At 44.0% G+C, this 16,898-nt stretch carries 20 protein-coding genes and 1 pseudogene; all 21 read left to right on the top strand.

Annotated elements, in window-relative coordinates; all coding sequences use genetic code 11:
* Nucleotides 1-3: 3 nt before the first annotated feature.
* The gene (locus AC3IT7_RS09680) at nt 4-342 is read left to right on the top strand and encodes a hypothetical protein (protein ID WP_489250000.1); all 339 of its coding nucleotides are present in this window, start codon (nt 4-6) and stop codon (nt 340-342) included.
* Nucleotides 343-349: 7 nt separating this feature from the next.
* Nucleotides 350-802 carry a gp436 family protein gene (locus AC3IT7_RS09675; RefSeq protein WP_074382909.1) on the top strand — a complete coding sequence of 151 codons (453 nt, stop codon included), beginning with the start codon at nt 350-352 and terminating at the stop codon, nt 800-802.
* Between the two features lie 7 nt (nt 803-809).
* Nucleotides 810-1,307: a phage virion morphogenesis protein gene (locus AC3IT7_RS09670; RefSeq protein WP_489248310.1), complete on the top strand. Its 498-nt coding sequence runs from the start codon at nt 810-812 to the stop codon at nt 1,305-1,307.
* Nucleotides 1,282-1,704 carry a phage tail terminator protein gene (locus AC3IT7_RS09665; RefSeq protein ID WP_489248309.1) on the top strand — a complete coding sequence of 141 codons (423 nt, stop codon included), beginning with the start codon at nt 1,282-1,284 and terminating at the stop codon, nt 1,702-1,704. Before AC3IT7_RS09670 ends, AC3IT7_RS09665 begins: the two co-directional genes overlap by 26 nt.
* Nucleotides 1,705-1,713: 9 nt before the next feature.
* Nucleotides 1,714-1,884, top strand: a complete 171-nt coding sequence (locus AC3IT7_RS09660; RefSeq protein ID WP_489248308.1) for a hypothetical protein — start codon at nt 1,714-1,716, stop codon at nt 1,882-1,884.
* A complete protein-coding gene (locus AC3IT7_RS09655) occupies nt 1,884-2,627 on the top strand; it encodes a phage tail tube protein (protein WP_489248307.1) in 744 nt (247 codons plus the stop codon). The genes AC3IT7_RS09660 and AC3IT7_RS09655 overlap by 1 nt, the downstream gene beginning before the upstream one ends.
* Before the next feature lie 103 nt (nt 2,628-2,730).
* Complete coding sequence (locus tag AC3IT7_RS09650; protein ID WP_489248306.1) at nt 2,731-3,132, top strand: hypothetical protein; 402 nt, start codon at nt 2,731-2,733, stop codon at nt 3,130-3,132.
* Between the two features lie 4 nt (nt 3,133-3,136).
* Nucleotides 3,137-3,349: a hypothetical protein gene (locus tag AC3IT7_RS09645; RefSeq protein ID WP_489248305.1), complete on the top strand. Its 213-nt coding sequence runs from the start codon at nt 3,137-3,139 to the stop codon at nt 3,347-3,349.
* Between the two features lie 13 nt (nt 3,350-3,362).
* Complete coding sequence (locus AC3IT7_RS09640) at nt 3,363-3,542, top strand: hypothetical protein (RefSeq protein ID WP_489248304.1); 180 nt, start codon at nt 3,363-3,365, stop codon at nt 3,540-3,542.
* Between the two features lie 54 nt (nt 3,543-3,596).
* Nucleotides 3,597-4,157, top strand: a complete 561-nt coding sequence (locus tag AC3IT7_RS09635) for a hypothetical protein (RefSeq protein WP_489248303.1) — start codon at nt 3,597-3,599, stop codon at nt 4,155-4,157.
* 52 nt (nt 4,158-4,209) lie between these two features.
* The gene (locus AC3IT7_RS09630; protein WP_489248302.1) at nt 4,210-4,491 is read left to right on the top strand and encodes a hypothetical protein; all 282 of its coding nucleotides are present in this window, start codon (nt 4,210-4,212) and stop codon (nt 4,489-4,491) included.
* 12 nt (nt 4,492-4,503) lie between these two features.
* Nucleotides 4,504-4,896: a DUF4124 domain-containing protein gene (locus AC3IT7_RS09625; RefSeq protein WP_489248301.1), complete on the top strand. Its 393-nt coding sequence runs from the start codon at nt 4,504-4,506 to the stop codon at nt 4,894-4,896.
* A gap of 67 nt (nt 4,897-4,963) precedes the next feature.
* The gene (locus AC3IT7_RS09620; RefSeq protein WP_489248300.1) at nt 4,964-8,470 is read left to right on the top strand and encodes a tape measure protein; all 3,507 of its coding nucleotides are present in this window, start codon (nt 4,964-4,966) and stop codon (nt 8,468-8,470) included.
* Complete coding sequence (locus AC3IT7_RS09615) at nt 8,467-8,886, top strand: hypothetical protein (RefSeq protein WP_489248299.1); 420 nt, start codon at nt 8,467-8,469, stop codon at nt 8,884-8,886. Before AC3IT7_RS09620 ends, AC3IT7_RS09615 begins: the two co-directional genes overlap by 4 nt.
* Nucleotides 8,876-10,795: pseudogene (locus AC3IT7_RS09610) on the top strand (hypothetical protein); the annotation flags it as partial. The gene AC3IT7_RS09615 and the pseudogene AC3IT7_RS09610, both read left to right, overlap by 11 nt.
* A 158-nt stretch (nt 10,796-10,953) precedes the next feature.
* Nucleotides 10,954-12,576 carry a hypothetical protein gene (locus AC3IT7_RS09605; RefSeq protein ID WP_489248298.1) on the top strand — a complete coding sequence of 541 codons (1,623 nt, stop codon included), beginning with the start codon at nt 10,954-10,956 and terminating at the stop codon, nt 12,574-12,576.
* A 59-nt stretch (nt 12,577-12,635) separates the two neighbouring features.
* Nucleotides 12,636-13,844 carry a hypothetical protein gene (locus tag AC3IT7_RS09600; protein ID WP_489248297.1) on the top strand — a complete coding sequence of 403 codons (1,209 nt, stop codon included), beginning with the start codon at nt 12,636-12,638 and terminating at the stop codon, nt 13,842-13,844.
* Nucleotides 13,837-14,190, top strand: a complete 354-nt coding sequence (locus tag AC3IT7_RS09595) for a carboxypeptidase regulatory-like domain-containing protein (RefSeq protein WP_489248296.1) — start codon at nt 13,837-13,839, stop codon at nt 14,188-14,190. The genes AC3IT7_RS09600 and AC3IT7_RS09595 overlap by 8 nt, the downstream gene beginning before the upstream one ends.
* Nucleotides 14,187-14,579 (top strand): hypothetical protein, encoded by a 393-nt coding sequence (locus AC3IT7_RS09590; protein WP_489248295.1) that lies wholly within the window; start codon nt 14,187-14,189, stop codon nt 14,577-14,579. Before AC3IT7_RS09595 ends, AC3IT7_RS09590 begins: the two co-directional genes overlap by 4 nt.
* Before the next feature lie 13 nt (nt 14,580-14,592).
* Nucleotides 14,593-16,611, top strand: coding sequence for a hypothetical protein (locus AC3IT7_RS09585; RefSeq protein WP_489248294.1), 2,019 nt, complete (start codon nt 14,593-14,595; stop codon nt 16,609-16,611).
* Nucleotides 16,604-16,837, top strand: a complete 234-nt coding sequence (locus AC3IT7_RS09580) for a hypothetical protein (protein WP_489248293.1) — start codon at nt 16,604-16,606, stop codon at nt 16,835-16,837. The genes AC3IT7_RS09585 and AC3IT7_RS09580 overlap by 8 nt, the downstream gene beginning before the upstream one ends.
* Nucleotides 16,838-16,898: the final 61 nt, after the last annotated feature.

The raw sequence follows: 16,898 nt of genomic DNA, 5'->3' as shown, positions 1-16,898 counted from the left end.
GACATGCCGAAGTACACAGCAAAACAATCCATCGGGCATTTTATGCCAGGTGATGAAATCAAAGGGCTTGAAGCTAAACAACTTCAGGCCCTTTTAACATCTGGGGCTATTGAAGAATATCAAGAGCCGGAAGAACCTAAAGCAGATGGTGCCGCTGCACGTTTGGCTGAACTTGAAAAGGCCAATGCTGATCTGACGAAAGCCAACACTGATCTTGAAGCTGCGAAAGCGAAAGCTGATCAAGAAGTTGCTGATCTGAAGGCTAAAGTGGCTGAGCTTGAAAAGGCTAAACCAGCTGCTAAACCTAAAGCCGGTGAAAAACCTGCTGATGAAACCAAGTAGGTGATCTATGTACGCGACTGAAGCAGATTTGGTCGCACGATTTGGGGCTTCAATTGAGAACCTGAAATTGATGTATGAAGATGCAGCAAAAGGTTCTCAAGCAATTAATGATGCAATCCAGGATGCAATGGAGGAGATTAACGGTCATATCGGTGGTCGTTATCCTTTGCCGCTTCCCAATGTGCCGAGTAATTTAAAGCGTATGGCGTGTGATATTGCACGCTACCGCCTTCATTTTGAGCAGCCAACCGATGAGGTGCGAAAACGCTATGAAGATGCAATTGCATTCTTAAAGCGTGTGGCTGACAACAAAGCACATTTGCAGATTCAGTTACCTGAAACAAACCAGATCGTGGATGACCAACCTAAAGGACGACCTTCAACGGCGCCAGTCGGTACTTCGTATACCGGTGGTGTATTTGGAGATTCTATCCTAGATCAAATGCCCAGCATGAAGTGAGGTGTTTATGGCTTTCGCAATAACCATTCAAGCTGATAGCTCACCCATTGAAGCGGTGCTGAATCAATTGGGTGATTTTGATTCACTCAAAAGCCAGTTGTTTGATGAGATTGGTGCTGGACTGGTCAATAGTATTCAACATCGGTTCCTAACTGGTACTGGTGTAGATGGTAACCCATGGAAGATTTCATGGCGTGCACGTATGCAGGGTGGCGAGACGCTGCGCGATACTGGCCGCTTAATGAATTCCTACACACACAATGTACTTTCAAGTGGTGTGGAAGTGGGTACAGATGTTGACTACGCACCACATCTGCATTACGGCGCAACAATCCTACCTAAGAATGGCCAATACATCACTTTTGCAGTGGGTGTCCAATATCGGAAAGTTAAGCAGTCGATTCTACCGCCCCGGACTCAACTCGGTCTTGATGCTGAAGATGAGGTTATGGTTTTGGATATTGTTGGGAGTTTTATAGATGAGCACCTTCTTCGCGGTGCGTGATGAGATTGCAGAAAAACTGAAAGAGATTCCAGAATTTCTAAAGATCTATACGCCGTTAAACTCAGTCAGCGTAACAGAGATGTCACAGGTCACCCCCTCAGCTCATGTGAACTTTGTTCGTATAGGTAAAAAGGCAAGTGCGGGTCGTGGAAGTATTAACCAGATTGGTCAGCAATGGGCGGTTACCGTGGCATGTCGTAATGCTCAGTCTCAAATGACCGATGGTCGAGCAGTCAGTGATGAAGCTGGTCTTTTAACTGAAAAGATTATTCAGTTGCTTTCCGGTTGGCAACCACAAGCATCACGGACGGCGCTGGAGATGATTTCGGTACGGGATGGTTATAGTCCGGGCTTTGCATACATCACGATTATTTTTGAATCACAAAAATTCATTTAGGAGCCAGTCATGGCAAAACAATACAAGGCAACTCAGCCCGTCGGTCGTTTTAAGAAAGATGACATCGTTGGTGGGCTGGATGATGCGCAAATCAAAAAATTACTGGCAGATGGCGTAATTCAGGAAGTGCCTGAACCTAAAGCTGCTCCAGCCAAGAAAACCACAGGGGATGAAAAGTAATGGCTAATTCAAATGTGATTTCACTTCAAGGTGAACTTCATCTGGCAAAAATGGTTAGTGGTGTACCTGCTGCATTACTGCCGGTTGGTAGTACTCCAGAATTACAGATTGCTATTTCAACTGAGTCTACTGACCACTATGAAAGTAAAACTGGTCTACGTTCGAAAGATGCGGTCTTGTATAAGCAGACAGGCGTTGCTATCTCAGGAACAATTGAAGAGGTTACCAAGGAAAATCTAGAGTTAATCCTTAGCGGTAAATCAATTGAAATTCCTGAAGCTCAGCTGACTGATATCGATTTAGGTACAGTACAGATTGGTGCCATGATCGATCTGGGCCATCGCAATTTAAGCGATGTGGCTTTTAAAGATAGTTCAGATGCTGCTATTGATGCAGGTAAATACCTGCTTGACTCAGTTTATGGAACGGTAATTTTTAACGAGGCTGTAGCTGGCCCAATTAAATTTTCTGCTAAAGCTGGTGCTAAGACACGTACGACAATTGCTAATAACATCGGGAATGAATATCGAATCCTTTTCAAAGGCATTGATACCCTCACTGGTGACAAGGTTGTCATGACGTTATGGCGTGTGAAATTCTCACCAGATACTGAATTTGATCTGATCCATGAAGACTTTGGGTCTTATTCGATCGAAGGCGAAGCGCTGGCAGATATCTCAAAAGCGAATGATGCTGAACTCAGTGTATTTGGCCATATTGAGCGTTTTACTGTAGCAGCCTAACCCATACAGGCACAAAGAACTCCACGGCGCATTAGCGTCTTTTTTTGTGCCTGTTTTTTATCAATGTTATAATTTAGGCAGAATTATAAGCATTGGTGAGAAGATGAAAAAGTTTAATGAATGGTTCTCAGAGAGATTTCCAAACATTCAAGCCACAATAGATCAAACAAACGATTCTGAATCAAAATTATTAAAAAAAGCGTGTGAAGAAACTTGGGGCATGCAACAAGATGTAAATAGAGAACTCCTCATAGAAGCAATTGAATTACACCTTCGGGATCGCCTTCTTGATGTTGACTTGTTAAACGCGATTGCTGAATACGCCCCATTAATTCATGAAAAGTTATCAAATGCTTATGGCATGAGCCGCGGTGAGTTTCGCCAGTACGTTAGCAAGCGTGAGCATATTGAGATTGATGAATTAAAAAGAGTGATATTAAAAACCGTACTATCACCAATCAATCCCTCTACTGGAAAGCCTTACTCTTATGATGTGAATGAGTGAGAAAATGAGTAAGCTAGAAAAAACTTTATCAAAAGAAGAGTATTTACAGGAATCTCGTAAGGGTATTGCTAAAATGCAGCAGAGCTGCGAAGAATTAAATGAAGCAATGGCTCAGTGTGCGGAAACCGCCAAACAATCTGTAAAAGTGATGCACTTGCTGCGAAACGGGAAACCGTATACTCATCCGCGGTGTATGCAGATGGAAGTTAAACCATGATCTGGGGAAAACAATGAATAAACTAAGTTTTGATGATATCGATCAGATACCTGTTGTGCATGTATCCGCTCAAACCACTGGTGATGAAACATTTATAAAATATGAATCAAATGATAAAGAGCTTTTTGATGAAGTAGTAAATCAGATTGATAAGAAGGTTTTTATTGCTGACGATCCTTTGTGTCCCCGATAAAAACAAAATACATAACCACCTTTGCGGTGGTTTTTTAATACCCGAGATCCCATCATGAATGATTTTTTCTTAGCAACAAATCGCAGTATCAGAGTTAATGATATCGAAGTACGCCAGATCCAGATAAAAGACTTCGACACTTGGGCAATGCATGCTGAAGCATTAAAGAACTTCATCAAAGACCAAAATCATTCAGATGAGATTTTGACAGGGCTATTTAAAGCTCACGGTGTGCAAGTCATTTCAACCATGGCATGCGTTACCGATCTGGACAATGAATCACTGGTAGAGCTTGCTGCTGATGAGCAAGGATTTAAAGAGCTACTCAAGGCAGTGCTTCTGGTCAATCAGGCTTACTTCAAATATGAAAGACCGAAACGCGGTATCAAAAAGAAAGATGATTCCACCTGGTTTGATTCATTTCAGTTTCTGGTATCCATGGGCCATCAGCATAGCGAAATCATGGAAATGACCTACGGCGCATTCCAAGGCTACGTTAAGGCAGCAAACAAGATGTATAAACAGGGAATCTTCAATAACGCCGTTGCAGCACGTGTGGCTCAATCCGATAAAAAAGGCTTTGAATCATTTAAGAAAGAAATGGTCTCTGATTGATCAAGTAGCACCCTAAAGTTATGATGTAGAAATAATAAATTTGGGGGTTACTGTGAAGAAATTACTATTAGCTTTATGTTTGGTGTCGGGGTTCGCATATGCTGAAAAGACAACTACCAGCATTCGCACTCCATCTGGCGATCTGGTAAGAATCGGGGATAGTCATCAGGCACTTAAAGGTAAGCTCGAACTTGGTAAGCCGAGATTCTATGTTTTACAAGATGGTCGTCTCCATTGTGCAGCGACTGAATATGTAAAAAGTGTTGATCTCCAGGAATACAACATCATTTTATGCCGAGACAGAATTGTGAAAATTCTCTGGCGCAATCTTTAAGAGAGATATCAGATGAAATATTTTATAGGGATTATGTTGGGTCTCTTAGTTCAAAGCTCTTTCGCTTCTGAGGTTTACACTTGTACCATAAATGGAAAAACGGTTTATCAAGGTAAACCGTGTGCTGGCAAAGATTTAGATAACAAAGTTAAACAATCACAGAATCAGATCAAAGCCAGACAAGAAGCAGCTGCCAAAGAAAAAGCTGAGCGAGCTGCAAAAAAAGAACCACGCATAGGAATGACTAAAGCAGAAGCTGAGAAGTCCACATGGGGTTATCCAGATAAAATTAATACGACAACTACTGCAAGCAATGTATTTGAGCAATGGGTCTATAGAACACCATATTCTGGATCTAAGTATTTGCACTTTACAAACGGAAGAATAACTTCAGTTTCTAACTAGCCACCTACGGGTGGTTTTTTAATACCCGCTTCGGCGGGTTTTTTATTGCCAAAATTTAGAGGTCAGCATGTCTGGTAAAAATTTAACGTTTAAACTGGTGATGGATGCCGATACCAAAGGTTTTGTTGGCAATATCAGACAGTCTGAAGATGTAGCAAAGTCAGTATTTAATACGATCAAGCAAGAGTCTGATCGATTAAAACAAGCAACTACCGATGCTTCGAAAGAAATGGGAAATATCATCCCTAAAGGCACTAGTGAATTAGCAGACAAACTGACCCAGTCCCTAAATGCTGCTACAGGCATCATTAAAAGTGCTGGCGATAATGCGAAATCTACAGCTGGAAACTTTACAGATTTTGGCAATAGAACTGAAAAAGCCTTAGGTCAACTTAAGAGTGACTTGGCTCAGGCCAAGCAAAACCTTGAAGCATTTTCAAAAACTAAAGCCTCACCTGCAGATATTGAAAAAGCACAAGTTCAGGTTGATCAACTTGAAAAAGAAGTGCAGCAGGCAGATCAAGCTTTTAATGGGTTTCAGGCAGAAGTAGGAAAAGCCAATGCAAGTTTAAAAGAAACGGATACAGCAGCTCAGTCAGCGAAAAAAGGAATAGATGGAGCAAAATTTGCAGTAAATGCTCTTGTTGGTGCTATGGCTGCAATTGGTGTTGGCTTGGGTATTCGTGAGCTTGCCGAAACAGCAGATGCTTATACCAACCTTTCAGCTCGAATTAATATCGCAACCAGTGATGGTGGTAACTTCCAGCAAGCAATGGCTGGTGTGCACCAGGTGGCATTAATAACCAATTCAAGCCTTGATGCTACTGCAGGTCTATTCACAAAAGTGAATGATGTTGGTAAGCAGATGGGCATGACCCAGCAGCAAAGCCTGGATCTGGTCAAAACTATTAACATGGCCATTCAGACCGGTGGTGGATCAGCGGCTGCATCAGAAGCCGCAATTGTTCAGCTGACACAAGCCTTGCAATCAGGCGTTTTACGTGGTGATGAATTCAACTCCATCATGGAGCAGGCTCCGGGTATCTCAAAAGCACTGGCCCAGTCACTTGGCGTGACTACTGGTGAGCTGCGTAAGATGGCTGAGAACGGTGAGTTATCAGCAGAGAAGGTCGTTAAGGCATTACAAAGCCAATCTGCTGCGATTGAAGCTGATTATGCCAAGTTCCCGACCACCATTGGTAATGCGCTACAGAAGATTTCTACACAGTGGCAGATTCTAATCGGGGAAATGGATCAGGCTAATGGATCGAGTGCAACAGTAGCAAATGCTTTATCAGTGATTGCAGATAATCTAGGGATTCTAAAAGTATTCTTTGATGATGTTGCTACTGGTGTGGGGTGGTTTAAAGATCAGTTATCAGAGATTGACCCATCCACTATTGAGGCGATTAGAAGCACTTTATCTGCTGTCTATGACACGATTAAAAATGTCATATCCAGTATGGCAGGAATTGCTGAAACAGCATGGAGTACCTTTACATCTGTCCTGGATTCAATAGCTCCTTTATTCAATGCAATACTTAATGGCAAGGAAGAGGTTAGTGGATTAACCACTCTATTCAATGTTTTTAAAGTTGCTCTGGGAGTAGTATCGGATGCTGCAACTGGGCTAAATATTGCCTTAAAGCTACTTCTTTCAGGTATCCAGTTTATTTCCGGTGGCATTCATGCGCTTAGTGCATCAGTATTAGATTTCCTTGGTTTTGATGATCTGGCTGCTCAAGCACAAAATGCTTCAGATGCACTATTTATGCAGGCGGAAAAGAATGCATCCGAGGCAAACAGACTGGCACTTGAAAGCAAGTCAGCTACCAGAGAAGCAATTCGAGAGATTCGTCAGACTGAGAATGAGGCAAACCAGGAACGCATTACTGAGAGCCAAAAAACTCTTGATGAATTAAAACTTCAAGAGGAAAAGCATAAGGCTGACTACAAGGCCATCAGTGATGAGCGTATTCAACTAGAGCAGCAACTCCATGAAGCACGCAAAACAGGAAATCAGGCTGCAATTGATCAGGCTGTAAAAGGCCTTGCTGAATTGGATGCCAAGGAAAAAGCCTATCAGACTGAAAGTCAGAAAATCACAGATGCCAAAATTCAGGCTGCCCAAGTCGTAGCTAGTGCAATGATTCAATCTGCAGATGCTGCAGGGATGGCACAACTAAAGGTTCTTAACGCCCAGTTAGCCGCTCAAGGTTTACAGGCTGAATTTGATGGTGCTGGCAAGGTGGTTGTGAAAGCGATGCAGGATGCTGCCATCGCCACTGATGGTCAAGTTAATGCAACAGACAAAGCCCGTAAAGCTGCCACTGCCCTTGGCATTGATTTAGATATTTCGCTTAATCGGGTTTCTGCAAAATTCAAGGAAACAGAAGGTCAGCTAGATAACTTTGCAAGTGGCTTAGAAGATTTAGGTGTTGAGGGGCAGCAGGCCGGTGACATGACTTATCAAGCCTGGCTTAAATGGTTGGAAACAGCCAAAAGCCAAGCTGAAATTGACTATGCAAAAGCAAAACTTCAAGAGTTTGGTGATCAAGGCAAGATTTCAACAGGGCAGGTAGAGCAAGGCCTGATTGCAATTAAATTTCAGGCTCAAGGCCTACCGGATGATATCGATCCTGTCACAGAGGCTTTTAGGCGTCTCGGTATTGAGACTAAGGAAAATCTAAAGCTTGCAGCTCAACAGGCTTTGATGGACTACATCACTATCCGGGATAGCGGCAAGGCTACTGCTGAGGGTGTTCAAAAGGCCTATGAAAAAGCTGCTCAGTCGGCAGCTGCATCCGGTGACGCTGGTGTCATTGCTGCAACCAATGCTGCAAATGCTGGCCGTAATCTTGAAATCCAGATTGATGATACGGGCGTTGCTGCCGTCAAATCCATGGATGAATGGGAGAAATCCAATCATCGTGTCAGAGATTCAGCACGCGGCATTGGTGATGGATACCGTCATGCTGGCCAGATCGCACGTGAAGAAGCCAAATCTTCTACCGAAGCCTGGGCTGATGCAGTCAACAAGGCCAAAGGTGATTTCAATAAGGAAATGAAGCGTCAAGGTGATGCATTAAGCAAGGGCATTTATGGCTATGACTCCTACACCAGAGATGAAGTACTTTCCGAGCTGAAAAGTAAAGGTTATAGCGACAAAGAGGCTCAAAAACTGGCTGGTGATATCTGGTCCAAAGCTCTGGCAGCAGATCGTGATGCTAAGGCCCAAGGACTGGGTAAAGATGGTAATCCAGCTATGAAAGCACTGATTAATGCTGAATTTGATCGGGCAGCTGCTAACGGACTGACAACTCAACACGGAACTAACAAGATCAATGAGCTGCTTCGTTCTATCAATGTAGCTTCAACTGGTTCCAGTCTGAGTGACTATGCGCCGTCTATCCCTTCTGCGCCTTCAGTCAGGGATGCAGGACAACCAAGCAAGGAGGTTGCCTATAACTTTGACTTCAATGGTAAGCAGATGAAATTTAGCGGGCCTGCTGGACAGGAATCTTTAATGAATGAACTTGTGAATCAATTAAAAATACAGGCGAAATCAACATGAAGCTTATCCGCTTAGCAACATCCGAAACCGTCCCATTAGAGGACGGTTTTTTATGGCCTGATGAATTTTCATGGAAGGCCATTGAGCAGAATCAGGCCTATACGATGGATGGCACTTTAATCATTCAAGAGGGCAAAAAGAAGTCGGGTCGACCAATTACTTTACAACCAGCAGATCCGCAAATGGGCTGGATCAAGCTACGTGAACTACGGACTGTTTTGGAATGGTCCAGGCTGCAGGGTGAAAATTTCAGACTGCAGTTTGAACAGCCACATGATAGCCGGCAATTCACCGTCAAGTTTAATCACCAGGATGGGGCCTTAGAGGCTGCACCGGTAAAAGGAATTCCAGCGGTATCACTGGATGATTATTTTAATGTGACCTTGCGCTTTACGGAGTTGAACGATGGCGATTGAAACCAAGGATTTAGTAATCTACAAGTCTGAACGCTTGACCGACAACTCGGATGGCGGTGGTAAATACTCTGGTGTGGTGGTGCAGGACGGGATCAGCAACAACCTGTTTAATGATGTATCAGAGATGGACCACACCATGGGTGACGTCTCCATGCGTAAGGTCTTCCCGGCAGTCACGACTGAAGACACTGATTTACTGATGGGGGCAACGGTATTTGTATCTGAGCTACCAGAAGACCCAAACGTCTCGGCATTACTTTTCAGTACCAAGAACTGGAACGATGAGCGCCAGGCTGCCCAGAACCGTGTAGAAAACTACCTGGCTAAAGGTGGTCAGATCGCCGGTACGCCGTTGGATACTCACTGGCAGGGCATGTCTTCACTTCAGGTGGCTATGTTTCCTCAGGAAGTGGAGTCTTCCGTGGGTGATACCATTGTGCTGATCAGTGATGAAGGTAAGGTATTGGAGCGCGAACAGTACGTGCGAATCACCAAGGTTGAAACCCGTACTGCCATCATGGTCATTGATGGTAAGAATGTTGAATATAAGGTGGCGACCTACTCACTTAATGATCCGCTTGAAGTTGATTTTGTCGGTTTATCGGCACGCCAGTGGTACAACGGTGAGAAATCAAAAACCATCATCCGCGATACCATTGTTGCTGACACCGGTCTGTATTATTCCTCTACAGCGCTGGCTTCTGATGCGGGTGTGGGTGAGTTTACAGTGAATGCCAAGAGTATCTTTGCCCAGCTCATTCCATCGGCCCAGACTGAAACCCCGATTATTGATGTGAACGCTGCAGGTGAAAGCGTGGTGCTGGTGGCGGGTAATGAAGGCACCATCACGGTTAACTATCCCGGTATGACTATTGGAGTGAGCCAAAACCTGTATATCGGTTCTGCGGTGATTCCATCTAGCGTGGCTTTCACTTTACAAGGCCAGCAGATCATTGATCAAGGCGGCCTGCTTAAAAACACCCAAGGCACGCAAGTCGGAACGATTGATTATCAGCGTGGGTTGATTCAATGGACTGCAGCAGCACCAGCCGGAACTGTGAATTTAAATATTACATTCAAGCCTGCAGCTGCACCAAATCAGTATTATCAGAGTCATGCGATTCCAGTGACTCAAAATAACCAGAGCACCAACTGGACCGGAGTTTTAATTCCAATTCCGGCACCAGGCGCTTTGTCCATCTCGTATATGTCACAAGGCAAGTTTTATGAACTGAAAGATGATGGCTCGGGGCAGTTAAAGGCTGCCAGTCCGTCATTTGGCTCAGGCATGATCAACTATGAAACCGGCTCATGGTTATTAACGACTGGCGCACTACCGGATGTAGATACACCAATTCTGCTGAACTGGGGAACACCAATTGCAACGTATCAGCGCGCCAACTTACCTGTATTACCCGCCAAAATACCATTTGAGCTTAACCATCAGGCAGTTGCAGCGAATAGTTTGACGATTAACTGGATGTTGAATGGTGTGGCCAAGTCAGCAACATCGAATGCAACGGGGAATTTAACTGGCGATGCAACAGGTTTTGTGAATAGCGCTTTAGGGATTGGTGAAATCATACCGAATGAGTTGCCGCAAAAAGGCACAATATTCACCATTACTTACAACTATGGCGATAAGAAAGAGCAGGCAGTGCCACCAGTTATTCCAAACGCAAGTCAGCAGATCAATTTTACCGTAGGAACTGGCAATGCATTACAGCCAAACTCTGTGATGCTAGAAATCCCGTTAACATCAAATTTAGGTGATCAGGTCACACTGGTTGTTATTGATGATGGGCTTGGAAATCTGAAAGACGGCTTTGGTGTCACGCAGGGCACAATAAATTACACCACAGGCGCTGTTGTAATGACTCCAAGTATTGTCACTGGCTACTTCTATGAAAAAGAAGTAGCTAAGCCACCGGTAAATAGTGCAACCATAGGTAGTTCAAACTCAGGATCGCCAGCCGCCACACCTTCCGTGAGTGGAAGTGCTGTAACGCAATACAAAATTCAAGTCAACCCGTGGGCTGGCTATGTTTCAGCATAATAGGTGAAATTATGACAATTTATCAGTCGCAACCAAGTAATGTGGTGCTTTCAAGTACGACATATAAAGCCTATAGCGAAACTGCCGGGATTAAGGCACATTATCGAGATACATCGGGTACCAATAGCTCAACCGAAACTGTGCAAGCAGATGCAATGAAATTTGATCTCACCTATGGCTTTAGTGAGCAGATTTTATCTGGATCGGTGCGCTTTAAACTCGGTGACAGCACCTTCATTGATAGAGATGGTTTGATTTATCGTGATATCAATCCGAGCAATGGTAGTGGTATTCAATCGGGTTTAATTCGCCTTGGCACTGGTGAAATTGAACTGAGCTCATGGACACCAGGGCAAGCCAATTCACTGACACTTGAGTCGCTAATTACCACGACCAACTTACCACCAATCAATAAAATCAGCTTTAGAACACCAATTATCCCAGTTCGCCCGCAGTCGATGACTATCGTGGTGACATCACTTGAATATGGCCAGCTAACACTGACCGCTGATGAAAATGGGGTGATCGAAACCAGCCGGGCGCATGGTCAGGTCAATTGGGATAATGGCTTTGTCACGATTTACTTTTATACCAAAACCAAAATCACCGAAGCTAACCGTGCGGAAATTGAGGCAAACGATTGGTATGACCCGCTGCTGGAATATCAGGAGGGAGTCGATACTTATATCAATGTGCCGGTCTGGGTCGATGCTTCATCAGTGCGTTATAACGCTGTGGCTTATACCTATATCCCACTAGACTCTGAAATTCTAGGTCTGTCTGCTACACGCTTGCCGATTGATGGTCGGGTGCCGATCTTCCGGGTTGGTGGTATTGGTATTGTCAGCTCAAGCAAAGCGCAAGAGCTGCCAAGTGCGAGTGCTGGAACCACATACGATCTAAATGATCAGCGCATTTCATGGGCTGAACTTGAAGATGCAAATGGCACGAAGGTGTTATTTGACCTCTACACAGTCGATTATGACTATGGTCGTGTGACGCTGGGTGGCGACTTTGTGCTGGGTAATCTGGTCGCACCGCTGATAGTTAAATACCGCTATCAGGATATGGGTCTGATCCGTGATGTGCAGATCAATGGTCAGCTGACATTTACTAAGCCTTTAACCCATAACTATGATGCGGTGGATACCATTGTTGGGTCTGCTTTAGTGATTGGGGATATGCAGGCGCGTTATACCCGTAAGTTTGTACAGCAAGCCTGGAATAGCATCTGGAATGATGAGCCAACTGGTGCAGGCATATCCGCAAATTTCAACGATTCGCTTTACCCACTTCAAGTGATGAATAAGGGTGCGATTCAGGAACGCTGGGCAATCGTATTCACAGGCAATGAAACATTCTATTGTGTAGGTGAATATATAGGTCGCTTGGTTCTTACTGGCTCAATAAGTGTTGATTATGCGCCCTTAAATCCAGTCACTGGAGTTCCATACTTCATTATTAAAAAAGAAGGTTGGGGTACAGGCTGGGCCAATGGAAATGTCCTGCGTTTCAATACCGTGGCCGCAAATTTCCCTGTCTGGGTGATTCGCACCGTAAAACAGTCAGAACCAGCCGTATTGTCAGACCAATTCCAGATCATGCTACGTGGCGATATTGATCGCGTTGTTTAAAATCCAAATCGAATATGACCGCTTTGTGCGGTCTTTTTTATGAGTAAAAGAATATGGTGATGAAGCAGACACAAACCAAACTTTTTGATTTCTCTGATGTTGGGCTGGATTTTAGCGCAGGCTCAAAAAACCTGTTTCCAGATCGTTTTAAGAAGATGTTGTCGCTTGGTTATAACGTACAAACAGTCACAAGTGTAGCTGTAGTAGGCAATCAAGTCACTTTTACATACGGTGGTGTGCATGGATATGCATCTGATCGTGTGTTAAAGGTGGATTCAGGAACTCTAGCCTCGATCAACGATGGTGAATTCTGGATTGATTCCGTCACAACTAACACGGTGACGTTTACGCTTGATGGTGCGCCAAGTGTAGTGTTGGCTGGATTTACGACGCGTATAGCGAGTTTGGGGTGGTCGCTTGAGTATGAAAACTCCAATGTGCATATTTACAAGTTTAAACAACTTGATGGGTCTGATATTTTTTTACGTCTGTGCTTTCAAAACAATGTGGCATACAGAAACAGTGTAGCCCCTTGCGTCGGCGGTAGTTTTGATCAAGCAACAGGAGTTATTACAGATAGTTCTGCTTTAGAGCAAACATCAGGTATACAAACGCCAAATGTTTTTGCTTGGGAGTTTACAAACGCAGCAAACAGTACATTCAATAACTATACATACAGTCAAGGATTGTCAACTTTTGGAAAAGCTTTGGTGGCGGGAAGCAAGTATCACGTAATTTTTAACTATAACGGCAGTAGCGATAATCGACAGTCCCGAATTGCGGGGGTTGTACCTTGCTCAACAATTGTTGATACGCAAAAGGTTGTGGTAATAGGTGAGAGTCGTGGTAATCAAGCATCATCAGCTAGTTCATCTTCGTATCTAGTGCAAACAAATGAGCTTGCATATGTGGGCAAGTATGCGGTTGTATTAACTTCATCTCAAGGGGCAGTAAATTTTGATACTCCAAACCAAGCCGCAAGCTCATTTTATGATAGTGACATATTGGGGTTTAATACAACAAGCGCAGAACCTATGATGCTTTATCACAGAGCAAACGGACAATTGATTGGAGTGATGCTAGGAATCTTTAGATTAAAGTATGCGACTTTAAATGCGCCAGCGATAGGAGGAGGTAATTCACCATTTCTCGCGAAGGATATTGACTTAGATAGTGATATTGTTGTGCATTACTTGTCTGTAAACAGTCAATCACCTGGAAACCAAGTTTTTTATGCAATTCCAGTGGAGCCAATTAAGTATGCTTAAAATTATGCGTGTTTTTCTTGGGGATTACGAAGCAGATCTTACCATGCTAACGCAGTATCAAGTTAAAACACTATCTCTACCGAAAACAATATTAACGGTGTTAAGCCCTGATCAAGGCCTCGGGCAAATCAAAGGGACAACCAAAAAAGTGGGTACTAATTACTCACCAGTCCCTGTTTGTGTATTCCGTAGGGATAATCGTCAATTGCTTTGGGAAACCAAATCCAAAACTGATGGCTCCTATGCATTTCGCAATATTGCAGTTGGGCTGGAATGCTTTGTAGTGGCCTTTGATCCAAATGAAGAATATAACGCAGTGATTTCAGATAAGGTGGTAGCCAAATGATTCAAACCTCTTTAGCTGCCGGACTGGCCCAACTTCAGGCACTAGCAAACTTTTTAGATCAAGGTAGCGCAAATGCTACCTTTATTTTTTATGATGATGCAAAGCCTGCAGATGTAACGGTAGCGGCAAACAATAGCGCCAGATTGGGTACCTTAACGCTGCCTAAACCCTCAATTAAACAGGTGCATACCGATTACGTTGAGCTGAATCAGACAGATGCGGCGACAGTTATAAAATCAGGTACTGCAGTTTGGGCGCGTTTATTCAATGGTGAAGGGAAAGCAGTTGCTGACTTTGCGGTTGGATCTGACATAACTCTGGCAAATCCTAATTTAGTGCTGGGCAGCACTCTTATGATGAATTCACTGATTCTACGACCATCAACATAAATGAGGTGGACATGTGTCGAACTATATTCCACCCGATGGCCACCAAGTAAACCTTAATTTTAAAGATCCCGTCACAGGTTCCACTGATCTTAACTTCGGTAGTGACGGTCAAAATCTTGCCTCTCTGGATGCGGTTTTCAGTACAGCATTGGTTGCGGAAATTAAGGCAGTCAGCTACAGCAATGATGTACTGGATGCATGGATCAATACCGGGTTTAATGCGGAGTTCAGTGCGGTTACAGGCCAGTCTGCTCAGCTAGATGTACAGCTGCAAACCGGCTTTATAGCTGAATTGGCTGCAGTCCGAATTGATCAGTATTGTGCAGTGGATGCTGTGATTCAAACCGGATTTAATGCCCAATTCCAGGCGCTATTCGATATCAATCATCTGGTGGGGGTGTCTTATGGCTTTGACATGCGATATCAGAAGGCCATTGCTTGTCTGAGTACCACAGAAGTACCATGGGCCAAGCCAATATTAAGAGTCTCGAATGAGGCTCTTTTTTATGAGCAAGGCTTGGTGATTTCCAATCAGGCAAATATTCAGTATGAGCAGGCAGGATCATTAACCCGGGCGATTAGATCCCTTCATGAGCAAGCAACCGGTTTAAGTTCGGATGCGTATGTCATTTGGGAAGAAGGCGATAAACGCTTTATTCACCAGCGCTACCTGCATGAAGAAACAATTAAGCTGCGTCATAACAGGGAAACAGTCTGGCAGGAAATGATCCGTCGGCGTAAGACTTTTACTTATTCACATGAAGTGGCTCAAGTCTTTGAAAAGCGATTCTCATTTGAGTGGGATAAAGGCCTTGAGATTGTCACCAAGTCAGATTTGCCTTGGGATAAAGCCAAAGCGATTCATTATCGCAAGCATCCGGTTTTGCCTTGGCCAAAGCCTGAATTACCCAAATATGAAGGCAGTACAGATTTAAACTTTATCTGTCTCTGTCATGACGTTGATTCACACAATGTTGTTTTAAATTTTGGTGCAGATGACTGTATTCCAGCACTGCCGAAAAGGAACTGGTGGTATATCGTGAATACATTAACAGCCGAGCGATTGGATACCGGCGAGAAGATCAAGGTCATGGATGGCAGTTACAGTACCAGCCGATCACAGTGGTGCTGGACCTACTCGATTACAGTTGCTCATACCGAAAAAGATAAGCTGCAACCAATCAATGGTCAGCCTGTTATCCTTAAAGTTACGATCAATGGATTTGAGCATCATATTTTGCTGGAAGATCCAGAAGAAACCCGGCGCTTTGCCAGTGTTCTTTACACTTATCCAGGGAGAAGTGTTACTGCTTTGAACTCAGATAAATATGGGACAACACGCTCATTTATTCAGGACAATGAGCGTACCTCTGTTCAACTGGTGCAGGCTGAAATTGATCGGGCGAATAGCGGTACCAACCTGGATTGGAAACTGATTGATGAACTGGGTTGGATTGTACCGATTGAGAGCCTGAGTTATGCAGAACTTGCACCCATCGATGCAATCAAACAGGTAGTGGATGCAGGCGGTGGCTTTATCTATAGCCAGAAAGCAGGCAATACACTAACCATTTTACCCCGGTACCAGAAAGGCTACTGGGATACGATGACGGTAGGGGATTACGATATTCTGTTATCTGAAAGCCTGGTGATGCAGCAAAATATCAAACAGAACGATGAATACATTGCTGACTTTAATGCCATTACTGTGGTGAATAGCCGTAGCGGTGAAAGTCTGAAAGTACAGCAGCGTGGTACTTCGGGTGATATACCGTTAGAAGCGGGCACTGGTCCATTGTTTAATGTGGTATCGGGTGCGAGTTTCGGCAAAAATGAACTGGTCAAAGCCAACATTCAGGAGCTGCATACTTTCTCAGATATTCCGGTCAGTCAAGAAATTGGCGAGATGCTACCCGGTAAATCGATTGCCTTTAATGGCCAGTGGTGGGGCGTGATTGATGGGGTGAGTGGCAGTTTCTCGCATGAAAAGGTGAATGAAACCATTACCGTGGAGCGTATCAGTCGTGAATAATCCTTTATTTGAATTGCGTAAGTTGCTTAATCCAGCCCATGCCGAATACATTGGCACCATTACATCAGTGAGGCATCCAGAGTATCGGGTTCAGATTGATGGTGGATCTGGTCCAGTCCTTTGCACATCTGGCACAGCTTATAATTTAGGTGCCAGAGTATTTATCTCAAATCAGGTGATCTTGCGACCAGCACCAACTGGTCAGCACTCAGAAATAGAAGTTTAAATTTAACCAAATAACAGCACCTTTTTAGGTGCTTTTTTGTTACCAAAATTTAGGGGGCGCA

The organism is Acinetobacter sp. KH_038, from assembly GCF_057839405.1.
This window is presented reverse-complemented; position numbering and strand designations above follow the sequence as displayed.